The 22,264-nt window shown below is 68.7% G+C and carries 23 protein-coding genes; 10 read left to right on the top strand and 13 right to left on the bottom strand.

Annotation, left to right across the window (positions count from 1 at the left end):
- Nucleotides 1–50 precede the first annotated feature (50 nt).
- Nucleotides 51–524, bottom strand: a complete 474-nt coding sequence (locus tag K7G19_RS13970) for a hypothetical protein (RefSeq protein ID WP_226107763.1) — start codon at nucleotides 522–524, stop codon at nucleotides 51–53.
- 309 nt (nucleotides 525–833) lie between these two features.
- On the opposite strand from K7G19_RS13970, the gene K7G19_RS13965 reads away from it, so the two are divergent.
- The 4 genes from K7G19_RS13965 (at nucleotide 834) to K7G19_RS13950 (ending at nucleotide 2,910) form a co-directional block, all read left to right on the top strand.
- Nucleotides 834–1,277 (top strand): Cd(II)/Pb(II)-responsive transcriptional regulator, encoded by a 444-nt coding sequence (locus K7G19_RS13965; protein WP_149317505.1) that lies wholly within the window; start codon nucleotides 834–836, stop codon nucleotides 1,275–1,277.
- Nucleotides 1,278–1,410: 133 nt separating this feature from the next.
- Nucleotides 1,411–1,677 carry a hypothetical protein gene (locus tag K7G19_RS13960; protein WP_149317506.1) on the top strand — a complete coding sequence of 89 codons (267 nt, stop codon included), beginning with the start codon at nucleotides 1,411–1,413 and terminating at the stop codon, nucleotides 1,675–1,677.
- Between the two features lie 199 nt (nucleotides 1,678–1,876).
- Nucleotides 1,877–2,296 carry a nucleoside diphosphate kinase regulator gene (rnk, locus tag K7G19_RS13955; protein WP_149317507.1) on the top strand — a complete coding sequence of 140 codons (420 nt, stop codon included), beginning with the start codon at nucleotides 1,877–1,879 and terminating at the stop codon, nucleotides 2,294–2,296.
- A 260-nt stretch (nucleotides 2,297–2,556) separates the two neighbouring features.
- Entirely contained in the window at nucleotides 2,557–2,910 is a 354-nt protein-coding gene (locus K7G19_RS13950; protein WP_226107761.1) for a hypothetical protein, read from the top strand.
- 212 nt (nucleotides 2,911–3,122) lie between these two features.
- Here K7G19_RS13950 and K7G19_RS13945 read toward each other — a convergent pair whose 3' ends face one another.
- From K7G19_RS13945 to gcl, 6 genes are all read right to left on the bottom strand, one after another.
- Nucleotides 3,123–3,992, bottom strand: a complete 870-nt coding sequence (locus tag K7G19_RS13945; protein WP_149317509.1) for a neutral zinc metallopeptidase — start codon at nucleotides 3,990–3,992, stop codon at nucleotides 3,123–3,125.
- A gap of 229 nt (nucleotides 3,993–4,221) precedes the next feature.
- A complete protein-coding gene (pyk, locus tag K7G19_RS13940; RefSeq protein ID WP_226107760.1) occupies nucleotides 4,222–5,691 on the bottom strand; it encodes a pyruvate kinase in 1,470 nt (489 codons plus the stop codon).
- A 158-nt stretch (nucleotides 5,692–5,849) separates the two neighbouring features.
- Nucleotides 5,850–7,160 carry a glycerate kinase gene (locus K7G19_RS13935; RefSeq protein ID WP_226107759.1) on the bottom strand — a complete coding sequence of 437 codons (1,311 nt, stop codon included), beginning with the start codon at nucleotides 7,158–7,160 and terminating at the stop codon, nucleotides 5,850–5,852.
- Between the two features lie 119 nt (nucleotides 7,161–7,279).
- Entirely contained in the window at nucleotides 7,280–8,194 is a 915-nt protein-coding gene (glxR, locus tag K7G19_RS13930) for a 2-hydroxy-3-oxopropionate reductase (protein ID WP_149317512.1), read from the bottom strand.
- Between the two features lie 69 nt (nucleotides 8,195–8,263).
- Nucleotides 8,264–9,046: a hydroxypyruvate isomerase gene (gene hyi, locus K7G19_RS13925; RefSeq protein WP_226107758.1), complete on the bottom strand. Its 783-nt coding sequence runs from the start codon at nucleotides 9,044–9,046 to the stop codon at nucleotides 8,264–8,266.
- A gap of 95 nt (nucleotides 9,047–9,141) precedes the next feature.
- Nucleotides 9,142–10,932: a glyoxylate carboligase gene (gene gcl, locus K7G19_RS13920; protein WP_149317514.1), complete on the bottom strand. Its 1,791-nt coding sequence runs from the start codon at nucleotides 10,930–10,932 to the stop codon at nucleotides 9,142–9,144.
- 245 nt (nucleotides 10,933–11,177) lie between these two features.
- On the opposite strand from gcl, the gene K7G19_RS13915 reads away from it, so the two are divergent.
- Nucleotides 11,178–12,098: a LysR family transcriptional regulator gene (locus K7G19_RS13915; RefSeq protein WP_149317515.1), complete on the top strand. Its 921-nt coding sequence runs from the start codon at nucleotides 11,178–11,180 to the stop codon at nucleotides 12,096–12,098.
- A 34-nt stretch (nucleotides 12,099–12,132) separates the two neighbouring features.
- Nucleotides 12,133–12,504, top strand: coding sequence for a DUF2784 domain-containing protein (locus K7G19_RS13910; RefSeq protein ID WP_226107757.1), 372 nt, complete (start codon nucleotides 12,133–12,135; stop codon nucleotides 12,502–12,504).
- Nucleotides 12,505–12,528: 24 nt separating this feature from the next.
- Here the strand turns inward: K7G19_RS13910 and K7G19_RS13905 are convergent, their stop codons facing one another.
- The gene (locus K7G19_RS13905) at nucleotides 12,529–13,218 is read right to left on the bottom strand and encodes a GntR family transcriptional regulator (RefSeq protein ID WP_226107756.1); all 690 of its coding nucleotides are present in this window, start codon (nucleotides 13,216–13,218) and stop codon (nucleotides 12,529–12,531) included.
- 42 nt (nucleotides 13,219–13,260) lie between these two features.
- A complete protein-coding gene (locus tag K7G19_RS13900) occupies nucleotides 13,261–14,712 on the bottom strand; it encodes a C4-dicarboxylate transporter DctA (RefSeq protein ID WP_149317518.1) in 1,452 nt (483 codons plus the stop codon).
- A 467-nt stretch (nucleotides 14,713–15,179) separates the two neighbouring features.
- Between K7G19_RS13900 and K7G19_RS13895 the strand changes: the two genes are divergently transcribed.
- Both K7G19_RS13895 and K7G19_RS13890 read left to right on the top strand, forming a co-directional pair.
- Entirely contained in the window at nucleotides 15,180–16,445 is a 1,266-nt protein-coding gene (locus K7G19_RS13895) for an allantoate amidohydrolase (protein ID WP_226107755.1), read from the top strand.
- A gap of 89 nt (nucleotides 16,446–16,534) precedes the next feature.
- On the top strand, nucleotides 16,535–17,803 hold the full coding sequence (locus tag K7G19_RS13890) for a M20/M25/M40 family metallo-hydrolase (RefSeq protein WP_150082005.1): 1,269 nt from the start codon (nucleotides 16,535–16,537) through the stop codon (nucleotides 17,801–17,803).
- 158 nt (nucleotides 17,804–17,961) lie between these two features.
- Here K7G19_RS13890 and K7G19_RS13885 read toward each other — a convergent pair whose 3' ends face one another.
- Nucleotides 17,962–18,546 carry a GNAT family N-acetyltransferase gene (locus K7G19_RS13885; RefSeq protein ID WP_226107754.1) on the bottom strand — a complete coding sequence of 195 codons (585 nt, stop codon included), beginning with the start codon at nucleotides 18,544–18,546 and terminating at the stop codon, nucleotides 17,962–17,964.
- A gap of 119 nt (nucleotides 18,547–18,665) precedes the next feature.
- On the opposite strand from K7G19_RS13885, the gene arsC reads away from it, so the two are divergent.
- Nucleotides 18,666–19,025: an arsenate reductase (glutaredoxin) gene (gene arsC, locus K7G19_RS13880; protein ID WP_226107752.1), complete on the top strand. Its 360-nt coding sequence runs from the start codon at nucleotides 18,666–18,668 to the stop codon at nucleotides 19,023–19,025.
- Between the two features lie 236 nt (nucleotides 19,026–19,261).
- Here the strand turns inward: arsC and K7G19_RS13875 are convergent, their stop codons facing one another.
- The 3 genes from K7G19_RS13875 to K7G19_RS13865 all read right to left on the bottom strand — a co-directional run bounded on the left by K7G19_RS13875 (nucleotide 19,262) and on the right by K7G19_RS13865 (nucleotide 21,033).
- Nucleotides 19,262–19,480: a hypothetical protein gene (locus tag K7G19_RS13875; RefSeq protein WP_149317523.1), complete on the bottom strand. Its 219-nt coding sequence runs from the start codon at nucleotides 19,478–19,480 to the stop codon at nucleotides 19,262–19,264.
- Nucleotides 19,481–19,660: 180 nt separating this feature from the next.
- Nucleotides 19,661–20,365, bottom strand: a complete 705-nt coding sequence (locus tag K7G19_RS13870; protein ID WP_226107751.1) for an exonuclease — start codon at nucleotides 20,363–20,365, stop codon at nucleotides 19,661–19,663.
- 17 nt (nucleotides 20,366–20,382) lie between these two features.
- A complete protein-coding gene (locus K7G19_RS13865) occupies nucleotides 20,383–21,033 on the bottom strand; it encodes an MBL fold metallo-hydrolase (RefSeq protein WP_226107750.1) in 651 nt (216 codons plus the stop codon).
- A 371-nt stretch (nucleotides 21,034–21,404) separates the two neighbouring features.
- Here K7G19_RS13865 and K7G19_RS13860 point away from each other — a divergent pair, with 371 nt between their 5' ends.
- On the top strand, nucleotides 21,405–22,178 hold the full coding sequence (locus tag K7G19_RS13860) for a septal ring lytic transglycosylase RlpA family protein (protein WP_226107749.1): 774 nt from the start codon (nucleotides 21,405–21,407) through the stop codon (nucleotides 22,176–22,178).
- Nucleotides 22,179–22,264: the final 86 nt, after the last annotated feature.

Genomic DNA, 22,264 nt, shown 5'->3' with positions numbered 1-22,264 from the left:
GTGAGAGGTCACGGGGCTTCGGGTTCGGAATCGGCGCGGACGGCCTGGGATCAGCCGCGCGGCGGGCGCGGCAGCAGGGGCAGGTCGGGTTCGGGCAGCCGTAGCGCGGCGTAGGCAGGCGGGCCGGTGCGGCCGCCGGCGTCCGTCATCGCGGGCGCCGAGGGGAGCAGCAGCTGTTCAGCCAGGTCGGCGCCCGACGGCGCGGCTTCGCCGGCGTCGGCAAACGGCGTGGGGCCGGGCGCGCTGGAGTCCGATGCCGGATCGCAGAGAGGGCCGAGCACATCGGTGGCGGCACTGCCGGCGCTGCCGGCGCTGGTGCCGCTGGCCAAGACCGCGTCGAAGGCACCAATGATATCGATCGCTTCGGCGACCTCGACCGCTTCGATCGCATGCACCGCCGCGCCGCCCGCGGGCATGCCGGCGCCTGCCCAGCCATGCAGCGGCAGCAGGGCGAGCAGCAGCGGCAGCAGCGACAGCCGGAGCAGCCGCTGCAGCGATCGCACGAAGGTGGCGGGGCGCAGCACGAGATTCAGTGGGGTATGGAAAAGTGCCGGGCGGGTACGCTGGCCGCACCCGGTTGCGGCGATTCTACCTGAGATGCGAACGCACCATTCGCGATGGGAGATCGCTCGATTTGTGCGCCCTCGGGAAGACCGGAGCCGGCGCCTCGGGAAGACCGGAGCCAGCGCGGCGGAAGACCGGAGCCGGCGCCCTCGGCAAGACCGGGGAGCCGGAGGTCCCTCCGGCATCCGAGGAAGCAGTTACCGGCAAGCCGCTCCGGGCTGGACTACACTGCCCCTTGAAAACCCTGTAATCGCTACAAGGTGAGTGTCATGAGAATCGGAGAACTCGCCCGCCAGTCGGGCTGCGACGCGGAGACCATCCGCTATTACGAGCGGGAGGGCCTGCTCGATGCGCCCCAGCGCGAGGACAACGGCTATCGCCGCTACGGCGACGCCCATCTCGTGCAGCTGAACTTCGTGCGCCATTGCCGCTCGCTGGGCATGAGCCTTTCCGATGTGCGCCGGCTGCGCGATTTCGCGCGCGATCCGAGCGCGGCCTGCGACGGCATCAATTCGCTGCTGGACCGGCAGATAGAGCAGATCCACGCGCAGCGCCTTGCGCTGGAGGCGCTGGAGAGCCAGCTGCGGGCGCTGCGGCACACATGCGACGAGGGCCACCGCGCCAGCGAATGCGGCATCCTGCAGAACCTGCAGCAGGCGGCCGGCGGCGGGCCGTGCGAGTGCCACCGCACCGAAGCGGGCCATCCGCACTGAGCCGTGGCGGCCCGGGGCCACGCCGCTTTGCCTGTGCTGTGCTAGCATCCCGATAACCGGTCACGCGATTCGTCGCGCCCGCTTTTTTTTTTGAGGCCTCGCTTTCCGTTTCCGGATTCCGACGTTTGGCCTCATGGACCTGGCCACCGGACCGCCGGGGCCAAATCCTCAACCGAACCCTTTGCCGATGTTCGCTCGCCGCTTCGTCTCGTTCGCCCAAGCCCGCCGCCTTGCCCGGCTGGCTGGCGCGCGCGTGGCGCGGCAGATCGCGAACGCGGCCCGCATGCGCGCACCGCTGATGCGCGCACCGCGCATGGCGGCCGGCCTGGCCGCCGTCCCTTCCCGCCGGATCACGCGCCGAATCTCCACCCCGCTTGATCCCGCCCGGTTCCCAGCCTAGCCGCACCGCAGTCGCGCCGGGCCAGCCGAACCGGGCCCGAGCCTCCTTTTCCGGATCGTTTTCCCGCCACGCGCGCCGCTCGGAGTAGCCGCACGCCGGGCGCCACCGCGCCGTCACCGCGCGGACGCCGATCCGGCCGAATCCAACAGACAAGCAAGACCAGCGCGCCCAGGCGCGCGCAAGCCATACAGGAGCCGCCATGACCGCATCCGCTTCGCTGCAGCCCACGCTGTATCTGACCGAACTCGACGTGACCCGACTGGAGCGCATCGCCAGCCGGGCCCCTGCCAACGGCATCGCCGAGATGCTGGACGACCTGCTGGCCCGCGCCGCGATCGTGCCGCCCGACGCGATTCCGCAGGACGTGGTGACGATGAATTCGTCGGTGCGCTGCGCGCTGGAGGGCGACCCGGCGCCGCGCGAGTGGACGCTGGTGTACCCGGACAGCGCCGATTTCGAGGCGGGCCGGATCTCGGTGTTCTCGCCGGTCGGCCAGGCGCTGCTTGGCGCCCGCGCGGGCGAGACGGTCAGCTACCGGCTGCCGGACGGCCGCGAGCAGCGGGTGACGGTGCTGGAGCTGTCCTATCAGCCCGAGGCCAACGGCCAGTTCACGCTGTAGTTCAGGCTGCGGTTCACGTCGCTGTTCACGCTTAGTTCACGCTGGAAAGGGCCGGCGGCCCGGCCGCGGCGCCTCGCGCGGGGCGCCGCTGGTTCCGCCACCTTGTCGTTTCACGGCGCGCAACTCACCATTCGTCGCAGCCCCATTTGTGGCCGCAAGGCCAGGGACTAACCTTCAACCCGTGCTCACATGGCGACATAGATCGCTCAGGGGCAGCAGGTAGCTGACACATAAATAAAGCTCAGTTGAAGGAGTCCCAAATGATCACCAGCCGTATCATCGGCGGCGCGTTGGCCGTCATCGTGGCCGCGACCTCGGCGGTCGCCGTGGCCGCGCCCGCCACCTCGAGCAAGGTCGGCAAGTTCGACGTCTATGCCGATGCGCTACGCGCCGGCAAGTTCAACACCTTCACCGACGGCGCCCGCCAGGGCAAGTTCGATACCTTCAGCGAAGGCGCTCGCCAGGGGCGGTTCGATCCCTACAGCGAAGGCACCCGCCAGGGCCAGTTTGACAGCTTCAGCGAAGGCGCCCGTGCGCCGAGCGGCGAGATTGCCGCCAGCTCGCTGGACAACGCCCGCAGCGGCGACGGCTCGCTGTACGGCTATCGCGTCTGACTCGCGTCTGACTCGCGTCTGATGCCGGGCCGGCGCCGCGTCCCCGGTGGCCTGTCTCGGGCCACCGCCACGCAAGCGCGCCGGCCACACCGGCTAATCGGTTTATCTCCCACCTGCCCGGTTGACCTCCTTTCCTCCTTCTCTCTCTCTCCGGGTGGGTGTTTTTTATTCCGCAGGTCCGCGCAGTTCCTTGTCTGCCGCGCGCGCCGGCTTTAGAGCTGGCGCGCCGCGAAGGCGTCGCAGCGGCCGATATCGGCCGACTCGAGCCCGCGCCGCAGCCAGCGGACCCGCTGCTCGCTGGTGCCGTGCGTGAAGGCTTCGGGCACGACATAGCCTTGCGACTGGCGCTGCAGACGGTCGTCGCCGATCGCGGCGGCGGCCTGCAGTCCTTCTTCGATATCCCCGGGTTCGAGCAGCTGCTGATTGGCGCGTTGCGCGGCCGCGGCCCAGACGCCGGCCAGGCAATCGGCCTGCAGCTCCATCCGCACCGACAGCTGGTTGGCCTGCGCCTCGCCCATGCGGCGACGCGCGCTGTCGACCTTGTCGGCCACGCCGAGCAGGTGCTGCACATGGTGGCCGACCTCGTGCGCGATCACATAGGCCTGGGCGAAGTCGCCGGCCGCGCCGAAGCGCTTGCGCAGCTCGTCGTAGAACGCCAGGTCGATATAGACCTTCTGGTCGGCGGGGCAATAGAACGGTCCCATCGCGGACTGGCCCATGCCGCAGGCGGTCTGCGTGGCGCCGGTAAACAGCACCAGCGTCGGCGGTTCGTAACGCCGGTTCAGCTCGGTTTCGAACAGGTGCGACCAGGTGCGCTCGGTGCTGCCGAGTACCTTGCGCACGAACACGGACATGGGATCGGTGGCGGGCGGCCCCTGGGTGGCCTGCTGCTGCGGCGCCTCGGACTGCTGCAGCACCGAGGCGCCCTGCATGATCACGGTGGGATCGATGCCGAAGAAGTAGGAGGCGGCGAGCGCGACCAGGATCGTGCCGATGCCGATGGTCTTGCCGCCGGCACCGAAGCCTCTGCCGCCTCGCCGGTCTTCCACATGTTGGCTTTCGGCTTCGTCGTCAAGGCGCATGGTGGCTCCGCTGGTTCAGGTACGCGGCCACGGAAGAGGGCACAGGGGCCCGGCCGCGAAGTGCCGCCAAGTATAGCAATGGCGGCACTGGCGCGGGTTTGCGGGGAAGCCCGCCGGCTTCAGGCGGGCAGGGAGCCCGGGCTTGGGGGTGGGCGCTCCGACGCACGCGGGAAGGTCCCGGCTTGCGCGGGCGGCGCGCACCAGCTCAGGCTGGCCAGAGCACCTGGCTTCAAGCGGGCACGGCGTTCGAAGCTTCGAGCGCCGCGGCGGCCGGCACCTTCGTGCCGCCGACCTCGGCGACCCGCAGCAGGTTGGTCGTGCCGCCCTGGCCGAACGGCATGCCCGCCGCGATGGTGATCTGATCGCCGGGCTCGGCATAGCCTTCGGCCAGCGCGGCGCGCGTCGCCGCGTCGACCATCTCGTCGACGCTCTGCACGTCCGGACTGACCGTCGAATGCACGCCCCAGGCCAGCGCCAGCCGCCGCGCGATCTCGACATGCGGTGTGATGCTGACGATCGGCGCGCACGGCCGCTCGCGCGCGGCGCGCAGCGCGGTCGCGCCCGACGAGGTATAGGTCACCGTCGCCGCCGCCCCGATGATCTGCGTGACCTCGCGCAGCGCCGCGCAGATCGCATCCTGCCGCGTCGACAGCGGCGCCTCGTGCTGGGCGTCGAGCAGATTGCGATAGAGCGGGTCGCGTTCGACCTCGGTGATGATGCGGTTCATCATCGCGACCGCGGGTACCGGGTGGCGGCCGTTGGCCGATTCGGCCGACAGCATCACCGCGTCGGCGCCGTCGTAGATCGCGCTGGCGACGTCCGACGCCTCGGCGCGCGTCGGCACCGGCGAGTCGATCATCGATTCGAGCATCTGCGTGGCGATCACGATCGGCTTGCCGAGCTGGCGGCACACGCGCAGGATGCGCTTCTGTACGCCGGGTACGCGCTCCGGCGGCAATTCCACGCCGAGGTCGCCGCGCGCGACCATCACCGCGTCCGACACCCGCACGATCTCGTCGAGCTGCTGCAGCGCGGCCGGCTTCTCGATCTTCGACAGCACGCCGGCGCGCGTGCCGATCAGCTCGCGCGCCTCGACGATGTCCGACGGGCGCTGCACGAAGGACAGCGCGATCCAGTCCGCGCCCAGCGACAGCGCGAACTCGAGATCGCGGCGGTCCTTGTCGGTCAGCGCCGGAATCGGAATCACCGCGTCCGGCACGTTGACACCCTTGCGGTCCGACAGCGTGCCGTGATTGACCACGCGCGTGACGATGCTGCCCGCGGACACCGATTCGATCCGCAGCTGCACCTTGCCGTCGTCGATCAGCAGCGACTGCCCCGGCGCGGCGACGCGGAACAGCTCGGGATGGGGCAGATGCACGCGGGTCGCATCGCCCGGGGTCGGATCGCTGTCGAGCACGAAGGGATCGCCGGCCTTGACCGCGAGCTTGCCCACCGCGAAGGTGCCGATGCGCAGCTTCGGCCCCTGCAGATCGGCCAGCACCGCGATCGGACGGCCGGTCTCGGCCTCGACCTGGCGCACGGCCTGATAGCGCTGCCGATGGTCCTCGTGGGTGCCGTGGCTGAAGTTGAGCCGGAACACGTCGGCGCCGGCCTCGAACAGCTGCCGGATCACCGCGATATCGGTGCTCGCCGGTCCCAGCGTGGCAACGATCTTGGCTTTGCGCTGGCGTCTCATGGTGTCTCCTGTTGCGGTGTTTTCAGTGGTGCGGTGTTGCGGTATTGCGGTTGTGATGGGGCACGTTGCCGTGCCGGGCGCGATTCCGTGTCGCGATCGTGGTTGCGGTCGTGCACGTTGCCGATGGCGACAGGCGTGACGACGTCGCAGCGCCATCGTCAGAGAATCAGCATGGCGCGGAAGTCGTTGACGTTGGTGCGCGTCGGCCCGGTGACGATCAGATCGTCGAGCGCGGCGAAGAAGCCGTAGCCGTCGTTGTCGGCCAGGCGCGCGCGTGCCGACACGCCGCGCGCGGCGGCGCGCTCCAGCGTGTCGGGCGACAGCAGCGCGCCGGCGTTGTCTTCGGAGCCGTCAATGCCGTCGGTGTCGGCGGCGATCGCATGCACGCCGGGCAGCCCGTCAAGCGCCACCGCGAGCGACAGCAGGAATTCCGCGTTGCGTCCGCCGCGGCCGTTGCCGCGCACGGTGACCGTGGTCTCGCCGCCCGACAGCAGCACGCAGGGCTTGCGCCACGGCTGGCCGCGCTGGGCGACCTGGCGTGCCAGCGCGGCGTGCACCAGCGCGACCTCGCGCGCCTCGCCCTCGATGCAATCCGAAAGGATATGGGCCTCGATGCCGAGCGCACGCGCACGCGCGGCGGCGGCTTCGAGCGCCTGCTGTGCGGTGGCGAGCGTCACGGCGCGATGTCCCTCGAAGCGTGGATCACCGGGCTTGGGCGTTTCACCGGCACCGCTCTGCAGATGCGCGCGCACGGCCGCCGGTACCTCGATGCCGTATTTGTCGATCACCGCCAGCGCATCCGCGCAGGTGGTGGCGTCGGGCAAGGTCGGACCGCTGGCGATCAGCGTCGGATCGTCGCCCGGGATGTCGGAGATCAGCAGCGTCTCGACGCGCGCCGGCGCGCATTGCAGCGCGAGCCTGCCGCCCTTGAGCGCGGACAGATGCTTGCGCACGCAGTTCATCTCGCCGATGTTGGCGCCGCTGCGCAGCAGCGCCTTGTTGACGGCCTGCTTGTCGGCCAGCGTCAGCCCCCGTGCGGGCGCGGCCAGCAGCGCCGAGCCGCCGCCCGAGATCAGGCACAGCACCAGGTCGTCGGCGCTCAGTCCCTTGACCATCTCGACCATGCGCTGCGCGGCCTGCTGCCCGGCTGCATCGGGCACCGGATGTGCGGCCTCGACGACCTCGATGCGCGAGCACGGCGCGCCGTGGCCGTAGCGCGTCACCACCAGTCCGGACAGTTCCCCTTGCCAGTGGGCCTCGACCGCCTGCGCCATCGACGCGGCGGCCTTGCCCGCGCCGATCACTACGGTGCGGCCCTTCGGCGGAGCCGGCAGTTGCGGCGGCAGGCACTGGCCCGGACTGACCGCGGCGACCGCGGTGTCGAACAGCTCGCGCAGCAGCGCGCGCGGATCGGCAAGACTGTCGCGACGCGTCGGCGTCAGCAGGGCGGCGTGGGAATCGGAATACATGGCGGTGCGCGATGGGATGGCGGGATGGCGTGGCGGTGAGCGTCCGCGCCGGCGAACACGGCGCGGACGAGGCGGGCGCGTGGATCGCTCGCACGCGCCACTGCGACTTGCTTCGCGGCTTACTTCGCGATCGTATGGTTCGACATCAGCTCGATCGCGCGGCACAGCGCCGAGTGATCCTGCTTGCCGAAGCCATTGGCGGCGCAGGTGTTGAACAGCTCCTGCGCGGTCGCGGTGTTGGGCAGCGCCACGCCCAGCGCCTTGGCGCCCTGCAGTGCCAGGTTCAGGTCCTTCTGGTGCAGTTCGATGCGGAAGCCCGGATCGAAGGTGCGCTTGACCATGCGTTCGCCGTGCACCTCCAGGATGCGCGACGACGCGAAGCCGCCCATCAGCGCCTGGCGTACCTTGGCCGGATCGGCGCCGGCCTTGGAGGCGAACAGCAGCGCCTCGGCGACGGCCTGGATGTTCAGCGCGACGATGATCTGGTTGGCGACCTTGGTGGTCTGGCCGTCGCCGTTGCCGCCGACCAGCGTGATGTTCTTGCCCATCAGCTCGAACAGCGGCTTGACCTCCTCGAAGGCCTCGGCCGGGCCGCCGACCATGATGGTCAGCGTGGCGGCCTTCGCGCCTACTTCGCCGCCCGACACCGGCGCGTCGAGATAGGCCGCGCCCAGCTTGTTGATGCGCGCCGCGAAGTCCTTGGTGGCGATCGGCGAGATCGAGCTCATGTCGACCACGATCTTGCTGTGCGAGGCTTCCTTGCCGGCCGCCTTCAGCGCGGCGGCCACGCCCTTCTCGCTGAACAGCACGCTTTCCACGTGCGGGGTGTCGGGCACCATGATGATCACGATGTCGGCGCGCTTGGCGACCTCCTCGGCGCTGGTGCAGACCGTGACGCCAGCGTCGACCAGGGCCTGCGGGGCGGGGTTGACGTCATGGACGAACAGCGTGTGGCCGGCCGCGCGCAGGTGGCCGGCCATCGGCGCGCCCATGATGCCCAGGCCGATGAAGCCGACGTTGCGTTGGTTTGCCATGGTGAGTCTCCTTGGAATGGTGATGAATGAAATCTGTTCTGGTTCTGTCGCCGTTGCGGTCCGGCGCGATCACTGCACGCCGAACTGCGCGCGCCAGCCCAGGCCCGCCTCGGTGCTCGTGCGCGGCTTGTATTCGCAGCCGACCCAGCCGGTGTAGCCGATCTGGTCGAGCCAGGAGAACAGGAAGCCGTAGTTCAGCTCGCCGGTGCCCGGCTCGTTGCGGCCCGGGTTGTCGGCCAGCTGTACATGCTTGATGCGCGGCAGGTTGGCCTTCAGCGTCGCGGCGATTTCGCCTTCCATCCGCTGCATGTGATAGATGTCGTACTGCACGTACAGGTTGGGCTCGCCGACCTGGTCGATCAGATCCAGCGCCTGCTGCGTGCGCGACAGGAAGAAGCCCGGAATGTCGAAGGTATTGATCGGCTCGATCAGCAGGTCGATCTTCTCGGCGGCGAGCTTGCGGGCGGCAAAGCGCAGGTTCTCGACCAGCGTCTCCTGCGCCTGCTCGCGCCGGACGTTCTGCGGCAGGATGCCGACCAGGCAGTTCAGCTGCTGCACGCCCAGCACCTTGGCGTACTGGATCGCGTCGCCGACGCCGTCCTGGAATTCGCCGACCCGATCCGGATGGCAGGCGATGCCGCGCTCGCCCGCTTCCCACTTGCCGGCCGGCAGGTTGTGCAGCACCAGGTCGAGCTGGAAGCGGTTGAGCCGATCGGCGATCTGGTCGGCGTGAAACGCATAGGGGAACAGGAACTCGACGCCGCGAAAGCCCGCGCGCGCGGCGGCTTCGAAGCGGTCGAGGAAGCCGATCTCGTTGAACAGCATGGTCAGATTGGCAGCCAGTTTCGGCATGAATGTCTCCAGAGTCTGGGTAGGGTTGTCGGTGTGGCCATCGGGGCGGCGGAAGCATGGCTGTGTGAACAAGCCCGCCTCCGCCTGCGCGCGCGTCAGGCCGTTTCCGCTTCTTCCTTCAGGATCGCCGTGTCGGCCTCTTCGTCGACGCGGTCCTCGATCGGCTCGAACTCGTTGATGTTGTCGATCTCGGTGCCCATCGCGATATTGGTCACGCGCTCAAGGATCACCTCGACCACCACCGGCACCGAGAATTCGGCCATCAGGTCGCGCGCCTCGGCGAAGGCCGGCGCGATGTCCTCGGGCTTGAACACGCGGATCGCCTTGCAGCCCAGGCCCTCGACCACCTTGACGTGGTCGACGCCATAGCCCTGGAGCTCGGGCGCGTTGATGTTGTCGAAGGCCAGCTGCACGCAGTAGTCCATGTCGAAATTGCGCTGCGCCTGGCGGATCAGGCCGAGATAGGAGTTGTTCACCAGCACGTGGATGTACGGCACCTTGAACTGCGCCGCCACCGCCAGCTCCTCGATCATGAACTGGAAGTCATAGTCGCCCGAGATTGCGACCACGTCCGATTCGGGCGAGGCCACCTTGACGCCGATCGCCGCCGGAATGGTCCAGCCCAGCGGGCCGGCCTGGCCGCAGTTGATCCAGTGGCGGGGCTGGTTGACCGACAGGAACTGCGCCGCGGCAATCTGCGACAGGCCGATCGTGCTGACGTAGCGCACGTCGCGCGGGAAGTACTGGTTCATCTCGCGATAGACGCGCTGCGGCTTGACCGGAACGTTGTCGAAATCGCTCTTGCGGTGCATGGTGCGGCGGCGCTGCTGCACCTCGGCGACCCAGGCCTTGCGGCACGGCAGCCGGCCGGCCTGCTTCATCTCGCGGGCGACCTCGACGAACTGCTCGAGCGCCAGCTTGGCATCGGAGACGATGCCCAGGTCCGGACCGAACACGCGGCCGATCTGCGTCGGCTCGATATCGACGTGCACGAACTTGCGGCCCTTGGTGTAGACCTCGACGCTGCCGGTGTGGCGGTTGGCCCAGCGGTTGCCGATGCCCATCACGAAGTCCGACGCGAGCAGGTTCGCATTGCCGTAGCGGTGCGAGGTCTGCAGCCCGACCATGCCGGCCTGCAGCGGATGGTCGTCGGCCAGCACGCCCCAGCCCATCAGCGTGGGCACCACCGGCACGTTGACCAGCTCGGCGAATTCGACCAGCAGTTCGGCGGCATCGGCATTGATCACGCCGCCGCCGCAGACGATCAGCGGCTTGGCCGAGGCGTTCAGCATCGAGATCGCCTTCTCGATCTGCGCGCGCGAGGCGGCCGGCTTGTACGGCTGCAGCGGCTGGTACGTTTCCGGATCGAATTCGATCTCGGCGACCTGCACGTCGAACGGCAGATCGATCAGCACCGGACCCGGACGGCCCGAGCGCATCAGATGGAAGGCCTGCTGGAAGACCTGCGGCACCAGCGCCGGCTCGCGCACGGTCACGGCCCACTTGGTCACGGGCTTGGCGATCGATTCGATATCGACGGCCTGGAAGTCCTCCTTGTACAGGCGGGCGCGCGGCGCCTGGCCGGTGATGCAGAGGATGGGAATCGAGTCGGCCCAGGCCGAGTACAGCCCGGTGATCATGTCGGTGCCGGCCGGGCCGGAGGTGCCGATGCAGACGCCGATATTGCCGGCCTCGGCGCGGGTATAGCCCTCGGCCATGTGCGAGGCGCCCTCGACGTGGCGGGCCAGGTAGTGGTCGATCGAGCCCGTCTTGCGCAGGGCCGAGTACAGCGGGTTGATGGCGGCGCCGGGTACGCCGAACGCCACGGTGATGCCTTCCTTTTCCAGCACGGCTACCGCCGCGTCCACTGCTCTCATCTTCGGCATGTCTGTCTCCAAGGGTGATCCAATCCGTTGGAGTCGATGCTATTACCGCCTCGGCGCTGCGATAAAGGGAAGAGAGATCAGTTGATTCCATACCTGAGGTTTGGAATGATGTCGTATGGCGCGTGCGCCGGCGCACCGTCCGCCTTCACCGGCGTCATGCGCCGCGGCGCATTGCCGGCATAGCGCGCGGCGGATGCCGCGGCATGGCGGCGCGGCGCAAAATCGTGCGCGGGAGGAGACAAACGTTGGACAAACTCAAACAGATCGAGGCCTTCATCTCGGTGGTGGAGCAGGGCAGCATGGCCGCCGCCGCGCTGACCCAGGGCGTGACGCCGGTGATGATCGGCCGGCGCATCAATGCGCTGGAGGCGCGCATCGGCGTCAAATTGCTGCACCGCTCCACGCGGCGCATCGTGGTGACCGAGCAGGGCGCGGCCTTCATGGAGCAGTGCAAGAAGGCGCTGGCGGACCTGGACCGCGCCGAGATGCTGATCGCCGAGGGGCGCCACAAGGCGACCGGGCATCTGATCGTTTCCGCGCCGGCGGCGTTCGGCCGCAAGCATGTAGCGCCGCACGCGCCGGCATTCCTCGCCAACAATCCCGAGGTGCAGATCTCGTTCAACCTGACCGACCGCGTGGTCGACCTGGTGCGCGAGGGCTACGATGTCGGCATCCGCATCGGCGGCGCGATCGACCCGAATTTCGTCGCGATCAAGCTGGCGACCAACAAGCGCGTGGTGTGCGGCACGCCGGCCTACTTCGCGCGGCACGGCGTGCCCCGCACGCTGGACGACCTGGCGCAGCACAACTGCCTGGCGTTCAACCTGCAGGGCGGACAGCAGCGCGGCTGGTATTTCCGGCAGAACGGCAAGGCCGTCAGCGTGCGCGTGACCGGCAATCTCGACTGCAACGACGGCGAGCTACTGCACCGCTGGACCTGCGAGGGGCTGGGGCTGGGCTGGCGCTCGACGTGGGAGATCCTGCCGCAGCTCGAGAGCGGGGAACTGATCACGGTGCTGGACGAATACGCCTTGCCAGATTACGACATCCTGGCGGTGTACCCGCAGCAGCGGCCCGTCCCGGCGAAGATCCGCTTCTTCATCGAACACCTGAAGACCGAATTCAACCGCCCGGGCTACTGGACCGCGCGCGCCGGCGGCGCGTAAGGACCCGCAGCGCTCGTTTTGCAGAGGAGGGCCGATGGCTGCCTGGCTGGCCGACGCCGTGGTGCTGCTGCACCTGCTGTTCGTCGCCTTCGTGGTCGCGGGCGGCGTGCTGCTGTGGCGCTGGCCACGCGTCGCATGGCTGCATCTGCCGGCCGCGCTGTGGGGCGCCACCGTCGAATGGACCGGCTGGATCTGCCCGCTGACGCCGCTGGAGAACCGCCTGCGGCATGCGGCCGGCGAACAGGGCTATGCCGGCGGCTTCGTCGAGCAGTATCTGCTGCCGCTGCTGTACCCGCAGGCGCTGACGCGCGAGACCCAGTTGTGGCTGGGCGCGCTGGTGGTAGGGATCAATGTCGCGGTGTATGCGCTGTGGTGGTGGTCGCGCCGGCGCCGGCGCTGGCGTTGACGGCGCGCGCCGCCGCAGCGGAACTCACGCCAGCAGCGCCGCCACCAGATCCTTGCCCGCCGGTGCGGGCACCTCGTCGAAGTGCAGCGCGCCCTCGACATGGCTCAGGTGGCCGACCATCAGTTCGACCGCGCGCTCGGCGTCGCCGGCGCGCGCCGCTTCGATGAATTCGCGATGCTCGTCGGACGAGCACGCCGCGTCCCGGCGCGACTGGTACAGCATGGTGATCACCGCGCTGCGCATCGACAGCTCGTGCAGCATCTCGGTGAGCACCTTGTTGCCGACGACCTCGGCCAGCAGGATATGGAAGTCGCTGAGCAGCCGGGTGCGGGTCTGCGCGTCGTTGCCGGCCAGCGCCTTTCTTTCGGCGGCCAGATGCTTGTCGATCCGTTTGTAGTCGGCGGCCGTGGCGCGCGCGACGAACTCGCGGGCCAGCGCGGCCTCGAGGATGCGCCGCACGGCGAAGACCTCGCGGGCCTCCTCGGCGCTGGGCTTGGCGACGAATGCGCCCTTGTCGGGCACGATCTGGATCACCTTGTCCTTGGACAGCATCAGCAGCGCCGCGCGCACCTTGGTACGGCTGACCCGGTAGACCGCCGCCAGGGCCTCCTCGCGCAGCTTGGTGCCGGGCGGCAGGCGGTGCGAGACGATCGCCGCGACGATGTCGTCGGCGATCGCCTCGGCGGTCATGGCAGGGTCGATATGCTCGGGCATGGGGCGCAGCGCGGGCGGCGCGCTTGGGGGAAATGCCGAATTCTATCGTCCCGTGGCTTTACCCGGCACCGGCGCATACCCGGGGGCCGCGTGGCCACCCTCCAGCCCGTCCAGGCCATCGAGCACCGGGGCGCTCAGTCCCTCGTCCAGTTCGGCGGCCGGGATCTCGCCGTTCAGCACCGCATGCGCGCGTTCGCGGTCGATGTCCTTCTCCCAGGCCGCGACCACCACGGTGGCGACGCAGTTGCCGATCAGGTTGCCCAGCGCGCGGGCGATGCCGATGAACCAGTCGACCGACAGCACCAGCACCAGGCCGATCGCCGGGATCGCCGGATGCGCGGACAGCGTCGCGGCCAGGATCACGATGGCGGAGCCGGGGATGCCGTGCGCGCCCTTGGAGGTCACCAGCGCGACCGCCAGGATGCCCAGCAGGTCGGCCATCGACAGCGCGGTATTGGTGGCCTGCGCGATGAACACCGCGGCGAGCGTCAGGTAGATCGAGAAGGCGTCGAGGTTGAACGAGTAGCCGGTCGGGATCACCAGGCCGACCACCGACTTGCGGATGCCCATGAACTCGAGCTTGCGCATGATCTGCGGCAGCACGCTGTCCGACGAGGCGGTGCCCAGCACCACCAGCAGCTCGGCGCGCAGGTACTTGATCAGCTTGAACACCGAGAAACCCGACAGCCGCATCACGGTACCGAGCACCACGGCCACGAACACGACCACCGCGCCGTAGAACAGCACCACCAGGAAGCCCAGCTGCTTGAGCGAGCCGATGCCGTACTTGCCGACGGTGAACGCCACCGCGCCCAGCACGCCCAGCGGCGCCAGCTTGATGATGAAGCCCATCATCTTGAACAGCGTCTGCGAGAAGGTGTCGATCAGCCGGACCAGCGGCCGGCCCGGCTCGCCGATCAGCGACAGCGCGCAGCCGAACAGTACGGACACCAGCAGCACCTGCAGCACGTCGCCCGACGAGAAGGCGCCGATCACGGTCGACGGAATCAGCTTGAGCAGGAAGTCGACGGTGCCGCCGCTGGCCACCTTGGCCGCGTTGTCGACATAGGCGCTCATCGCCGAGGCGTCGAGCGACGCCGGGTTGACGTTCATGCCGGCGCCCGGCTGGAACACATAGGCCAGCAGGATGCCCAGCGCCAGCGCGATGGTGGTGACGATCTCGAAATAGACCACCGCCTTGACGCCGACGCGGCCGACCTTCTTCAGCTCGCCGGCGCCGCAGATGCCGGCCACCACCACGCAGAACACGATCGGCGCGATCAGCATCTTGATCAGCTTGATGAAGGCGTCGCCGAGCGGCTTGAGCTTGGCGGCGAACTCCGGAAAGGCCAGACCGAGCACGGTGCCCAGCACCAGCGCGATCAGCACCTGGCCGAACAGCGAGCGCGTGAAGCGGTGGATCGGATGGCGGGGGACAGGATTGGGGGTAGGCGTGTGCGGCCGGCCGGCGCCGGGCAGGGCGGGTTGCTGCATGACTTGTCTCCAGACGGGCGGGTCCGTGTCGGTGTGACGGCTCACCCTGTTCGATTCAGGACTGCCACCGGCGCCGCTGTGGGCAACGGTGTCTCGGGTTCGGCACACCCGGTGCAATGGATGTGGCTCGCGTGGAAGGCCCCCCTGTTGGGGCGGAATTCACGCCGGCGACTGTCTGGACCGGATTGTCCGCAGCGCTTTGTCGGAACCTGGACCGGAATATAGTGCATATCTTTTTTGTATGCAATTTTTGAATTCACTGTGCTAACATGGTCTGCATCGATGACCCCGTGCGCGTCCCGGCGCCGGGGAACAGCGCACCACACAAGCACAACAGCCACCGCGCCAGGCGGGCAGCCCAACCGGCTCGCCAAGCCGCAAGCGAGCGCGCTACAGTCATCGCATCCCCGTTCGGGGGCCCGGGTGCCGGCGTACAGCCGGCACGATCCGTTCAGCAGGAGACACGCATGGCAGCATCCACAACGCCCACCTCGGTGTCCGGCACCGAAGTCGGCGCGCGCATCATGGCCTGGGCCGACGCCCTCGCCGTCCACACCGAGCAGCCGGGCATGCTGACTCGCACCTATCTGACCGACGCGCACCACGGCGCCGCCGCCCAGCTGGCGGCATGGATGGAAGCGGCCGGCATGACGGTGCGCCGCGATGCCGCCGGCAACGTGATCGGCCGCTATGAAGGCACCGAGCCGGGCGCGCCGGCGCTGCTGACGGGTTCGCATTTCGACACCGTGCGCGATGCCGGCCGCTACGACGGCAATCTGGGCGTGATCCTGCCGATCGCCTGCGTCGCCGAATGGCACCGCCAGGGCAAGCGCTTTCCGTTCGCGATCGAGGTGGTCGGCTTTGCGGAGGAAGAGGGCGTGCGCTTCAAGGCGACGCTGCTGGGCAGCCGCGCGATCGCCGGCACCTTCGACAACAACGTGCTCGACAACGTCGACGACAGCGGCAAGACCATGCGCGAGGTGATGCGCGCGGCCGGCTTCGACCCGGCTGGCCTGCCCGCGGCGGCGCACGCGCGCGACAAGGTGCTGGCCTTCGTCGAAGTCCATATCGAACAGGGCCCGGTGCTGCTGAACGAGAACCTGCCGGTCGGCGTGGTGACCGCGATTTCCGGCGCGACCCGCTTCATCGTCGAGCTCGACGGCCTGGCCGGCCATGCCGGCACGGTGCCGATGGACATGCGCCGCGACGCGGCGATGGCCGGTGCCGAGATCGGGCTGTTCATCGAGCGCCGCTGCAGCGGCACGCCGGGCCTGGTCGGCACCGTCGGCCAGTTCAATGTGCCCAACGGCGCCGCCAACGTCGTGCCGGGCCGCGCCGTGTTCTCGATCGATATCCGTGCCGGCGAGGATGCGGTGCGGCAGGCCGCCGTCGCCGACGTGCTGGCCGAGATCGAACGCGTCTGCGCGCGCCGCAAGGTGCGCGCCCAGGTCCGCAAGACCCACGAGGCCGCCAGCGTGCCGTGCGCGCCGTGGCTGCAGCAGCAATGGGCGGCGGCGATCGAGCGCCAGGGCGCGCCGGTGCGCCTGCTGCCGTCCGGCGCCGGCCACGACGCAATGGCGATCGCCGCGATCGCCGACGTGGCGATGCTGTTCGTGCGCTGCGGCAACGGCGGCATCAGCCACCATCCGACCGAGACCATGACGGTCGAGGACGCCGCGCTGGCCGCGCGCGTGTTCAGCGATTTCGTCGAACACTTCAGCGCCCGTCCTTGATCCGGGCGGCCTGCCGACCACATGCCGGCCGCCTTCATTCCGAACAAACTCCCGCGCCCAGCGCGCCCTCAGCCAACCAGCGAAGAGCCATGACCGCACGAGACAACATGAACCCCACGCAAACCACGCTGACCCACTTCATCGACGCGAACCGTCCCGCGCAGGAGGCCTTCCTCGCCGAGCTGGTCAAGGTGCCGTCGGACAATCCCCCCGGCGACTGCGACGCCCACGGCGCGCGCGCACGGCAACTGCTCGAAGGCCTGGGCTTCCAGGTCGAGGCGCACAAGGTGCCCGACGAGCTGGTCAAGGCGGCCGGCATGATCAGCGCCACCAACCTGATCGTGCGCAAGACCTTCGGCAACGGCGGCCCGACCATCGCGATGAACGCGCACGGCGACGTGGTGCCGCCGGGACTGGGCTGGACCAAGGACCCGTACGGCGGCGAGATCGCCGACAGCGAGCACGGCCCGGTGATGTACGGCCGCGGCGTGGCGGTGTCGAAGTCGGATTTCGCCACCTACACGTACGCGGTGCTGGCGCTGATGGAAGCGGAAAAGCAGGGCGCCAAGCTCAACGGCACGGTCGAGCTGCAGTTCACCTATGACGAGGAAACGGGCGGCGACATCGGCCCGAAGTTCCTGCTGGACCAGGGCCTGACCAAGCCGGATTACGCGATCTCGGCCGGCTTCTCGTACGGCATCACCTCGGCGCATAACGGCTGCCTGCACGTCGAGGTCACCGTCAAGGGCAAGCAGGGGCATGCCGCGATGCCGCATACCGGCGTCGACGCGATCGAAGCCGCGACGCACATCCTGCAGGCCGTCTACGGCCTGCGCGCCGAGCTGGCCACGCGCAAGTCCAAGGTGCCGGGCATCGACACCGCGACGCTGAATGTCGGCCTGATCAAGGGCGGCATCAACACCAACGTGGTGCCCGACCTGGTGACCTTCCGCATCGACCGCCGGATGATCCCGGAAGAGATCGGCTTCGACGCGGAAGGCGAGATCCGTGCGGTGGTCGAGAAGGCCGCCAAGGACCGCCCGGGCATCGAAGTCAAGGTCGAGCGCATCATCCTGGCCGAGCCGCTGTCCGAGCTGCCCGGCGTGGAGAAGCTGATCGGCGCGCTGAAGAGCCGCGCCGAGGAAGTGTTCGGCGTCGACATCCCGGTGCACGGCGTGCCGCTGTACACCGACGCCCGCCACTACACCAGCCGCGGCATCCCGACCGTGCTGTACGGCGCCGGCCCCCGCACGCTGATGGAAGCCCGTGGCCACAACTCGGACGAAAACCTGCGGCTGAACGACCTGAACCGGGCCACCAAGGTGGTGGCGCTGGCGTTGTCGGATTTGATGTCGTGATCTGCTGTCGCGATCTGCTGTCGCGATCTGATGTGGTGATTTGACCCGGGGCCGGCACCGCCCTGTGGATGGACAAACGGCCCGCTGACGCGGGCCGTTGGCATTGGCGCGCAGCCTCGCGGCCTGAGGGGCAGCGTCGCGGCCACGTCCGTCGCGGCTCAACCCGCCGCGACATCCCCCGGCAACGCCGTCGCCCCTGCCCCCAACGGCCGCTGCATCAGCGCCGTATCGATCCACTGGCCGTGCTTGAAGCCGACCGCCTCCAGCCGGCCGGCCATGCGGAAGCCCATGCGTTCGTGCAGCGCGATCGAGCCGTTGCCTTCGCCGCCGGCGGGGCAGGCGATCACGGCGACCATCTGGCGCCACGGGCCGTGTTCGCAGCGGGCGAGCAGCGCGGCCAGCAGGACGGCGCCGATGCCGCGGCCGCGATGGCGCTCGTCCAGGTAGATCGAATCCTCGATGGTATGACGGTAGGCGCTGCGCATGCGATAGGACGACGCGTAGGCGTAGCCCGCCACCACCGGGCGGCCGTCGATCTGCAGCTCGGCCACCAGATAGGGCAGGCCCTTGTCCAGCACGGCGGCGCGGCGCTCGCGCATTTCGTCGAGCGTGGGTGGTATTTCCTCGAACGAGGCGCGGCCGTGGACAACGTGGTGGGTGTAGATGGCGTGGATCGTGGGGAGGTCGTCGTCGGTGGCATCGCGCACGGTCGGCGCGGCAACGGTGGCCTGGTTCGTGGTCATGGCGTCTGGCGTGGTATCGAAGGAGGGCGCGCGGCGTACCGGTTCGCCCGCGCTGCTTGTAGCTTGTATAGTCCGTCGTGTTTGCAGATGACAACGTTTGCGTTTCGAGGGACGGACCCATGATCAAGATTTACCACAATCCGCGCTGCTCCAAGTCGCGCGACACGCTGGCGCTGGTGCAGCAGGCCGCCGAACGCCTGGGCGAACCGGTCGAGGTGGTCGAGTACCTGAAGACGCCGCCGACGCTGGCCACGCTCAAGCAGCTGCATGCACTGCTCGATGTGCCGGTGCGGCAGATGGTGCGCGACAACGAGGCGATCTACGGCGAGCTCGATCTGGCCGATCCGGGCCTGAGCGACGCCGAGGTGCTGCAGGCCGTGGCCGATCATCCGATCCTGCTGCAGCGGCCCATCGTGGTGCGGGGGCAGCGCGCGGCGATCGGCCGTCCGCCCGAGAATGTCGCGGCGCTGCTTTCCTGAGCGCCGGATCGAACCGAGCCTCTGATCGAATCGAGCTTCGGATCGGACCGTGCCCCGGACTGAACCGAGCCCGGATCGAAGCGAGCCCGGATCGAAGCGAGCCCGGATCAAAGCGAGCCCGGATCGAAGCGAGCCCGGATCAAAGCGAGCCCGGATCAAAGCGAGCCCCAAATAGAAACCGGCCTCCGTGTGGAGGCCGGCCCGGTGCTGGAGGCGCGGTAGCTTCAGGCGGGTCGTTATTTGACACCCAGCCAGTGCATGGCCTCCTGACCGAAAGCGATGGCCGCCAGGACGATCAGCAGCAGGACCAGCGCCACGGTACTGACGTAGACCGTGGCCTTGGCGATGTCGGCCTCATCGTCGGCGGGGTGGGAGTGGGCGACACTGTGCGCGTGCGGTGGCCGGTGCAGCCGTTCGGCCAGATGCCGCCAGTGAAGATCGGGATGGAAACGCATGATCGACACCTCCTCGACAGGAACGCGCGTCAGGCGGTCTTCACCATAGCAACGGACCGCCATGCATGGCGAGGCCGCCGCAGTTGCGCACGGCGCGGCGTCGGAACGGCCATGCACGCTTTTACTATAGGCGATCGCGACATGGCGGACCCGCGGCGTGGCGCCGACGCGACCTAAGGGTCAACCCTGCCGCGCCAGGTCGTCGGGCAGCGCGGACGTGCCGGTGGGCTCGGCCGGGGATGCAGGGCCTGCAGGAGATTCCGTGGATTCCGTGGATTCCGGGGCGATCGCCGCGAGTGCGGCTTCGCGTTCGCGCAGCGCGGCCAGCATGTTGCAGAACATCGCCCCCTGTTCGAGCGCGTCGTCCAGCGCGACATGGGTATGCGGCAGCGGATCGATCCATGCCTGCGGCAGCGCGGCCTTGACGGTGCGGCGGTAGCGCAGGCCGGTCAGCGAGAAACCGAGCGTCTTGATGTCGAGCGCGGCCCAGCCGAACGGCGAGCGGCCGGCGAAACGCATCATGTACCAGAACATCCAGGTGAAATCGAAGCCGGCGGGGAAGGCCACGAACACGGGTTTGCCCGGCAGCGCTTCGACCCATTCGACATAGCGCACCAGCGCCTGCTCGGGCGGCTGCAGGTCCCGCCGGCAGGCGGCCCAGGCCTCGGGCTCGGTTTCCCACCATTTCATCTGCACCGGATGGCCGACCGCGCCGGGCAGTGTCTCCAGATTGGCCGAGAAGGTGCCGAGCACGGTCTTGTCGGCGAGCATCGCCACCGAGGCGAACGACAGCATCGAATGCGGGCCCGGGATCGGACCGTCGGTCTCGACGTCCGTGCTGACGTAGATCTCGGGGCGGGTATCGGGCAGCTGTCGCTTGGCCATGGTCGGAGGGTGGGCCGTCAGGCCACGTCGATCAGATGATCGGCGACGAAGGGGTTGTCGCGCCGCTCGTTGCCGAAGGTCGACACCGGACCGTGCCCCGGCACGAACGTCACGTCGTCGCCCAGCGGCCACAGCCGCGTGCGGATCGAGCGGATCAGGTCGGCATGGTTGCCGCGCGGGAAATCGGTGCGCCCGATCGAGCCGGCGAACAGCACGTCGCCGACGATGGCCAGGCGGTGCGGCCGCGAGAAGAACACCACGTGGCCAGGCGTATGCCCGGGGCAATGGTAGACCTCGAGCGTTTCGTCGCCGAACTGCACCGTATCGCCCTGATCCAGCCAGCGATCGGGCTCGAACGCCTCCGCGTGGCCAAAGCCGAAGCGCTTGGTCTGCTCGGGCAGCTGGTCGATCCAGAACTGCTCGTCGCGATGCGGCCCTTCGATCGGCACGCCGAACTCGCGCGACAGCGCGGCGGCGCCGGCACAGTGATCCAGATGGCCGTGCGTCAGCAGGATCTTTTCCAGCGTCACGTCCTGTTCCTTCAGCGCGGCCTGGATCCGGTCCAGATCGCCGCCGGGATCGCAAACCGCGGCGCGCCCGGTGCGCTCGTCGATCAGCAGCGAGCAATTCTGTTGGAAGGGCGTGACGGGAATCAGCAGGACTTTCATCGTTGAGGGGTCGGACGATCGCCGGGGATGCGCGGCGTATGGGGTTGGATCGGCGTTCTGGTGGATGTGCCGGCCTATGTCGTCGCATTGTAGCGTCGGCCTTTGGTAGACATGGCGACGTACCAAATATGTGAACTGTGATGCCTTTTCGTTGCATCGACGTCAACGGCAGGGATAGTCCGGAGAATCGCCGCAATCCGTTGTCAGTTCGGGGATTGCGAGCAATTGCACGCCGTAGCCAGACAATTCGTAACAAAATCGCTGTAAATCGCGCGCGCGACCGATGTTAGACTCGCGCGATGCTTTGGCCGACCCACCCCCTTACCCATGCTCGCCGCGCGCTCCGCTACGGCTTTCACGCCGTCTGTGCGTTGACGCTGGCCGCCTGTGCGGTGTCGCCGAACGACGATCCCAACAGCGCCGCGGCCGACCAGAATGCGGCGCCGACCGCTGCCACGCCCGCCGCAAAACAGGCACAGGCACGCAAGTCCAAGTCCGCGAACAACGACAACCGTGCCGACGCCCGCAACGAGGCGCCAGCTGTGGCAAGCACCGAGACGCCGGCCCCGACCGGCTCGTGGCGCCTGTTCAGCTGGGGCGACGACGACAGCAGCGACAGCGAATCGGCGTCCCGCGGCACGCCGCGCGGCTCGTCGCTGGAAGGCCTGCGCGCGGATATCGGCACGTTCGAGCAGCGCGGCACGGCGTCGTGGTACGGCAAGCAATTCCACGGCCGCAAGACCGCCAACGGCGAGCGCTTCGACATGGGCGCGATGACCGCCGCCCACCCGTCGCTGCCGCTGGACAGCTGGGTGCTGGTGCGCAATCTGCGCAACGACAAGGTGGCGGTGCTGCGCATCAACGACCGCGGCCCGTATCACGGCAACCGCGTGCTCGACGTGTCGTATCGCGCCGCCAAGCGGCTGGGCTTCGTCGACCGCGGGCATACCCAGGTCGAAATCCGCCGGCTGTCGCGTACCGAACTGGCCGCGCTGGGACCGCTGCGCGAGCCCGGCATGGACACGGGCGCCACCGACGGCGGCGGCGACGGTGTGGACGACGACGACACCGTGGCCAAGCCGGTCAAGGCCAAGCGCGTGGTACTCAAGACCCGCAAGACGGCCAGCAAGGCCAATGCGCGCTGAGGCCGGTTTCTCCTTCCTCGCCTCCTTCCTCGCGCATCGGCGCGCCTCCGACTGCGCCGCAGTCAGAGCCATCGTCAGGGCCACGG

The organism is Cupriavidus sp. DB3 (assembly GCF_020418465.1).
In the GTDB taxonomy this organism is placed as follows: domain Bacteria; phylum Pseudomonadota; class Gammaproteobacteria; order Burkholderiales; family Burkholderiaceae; genus Cupriavidus; species Cupriavidus cauae.
The sequence above is the reverse complement of the archived record's forward strand: the minus strand, read 5'-3'. Positions and strand labels throughout refer to the sequence as shown.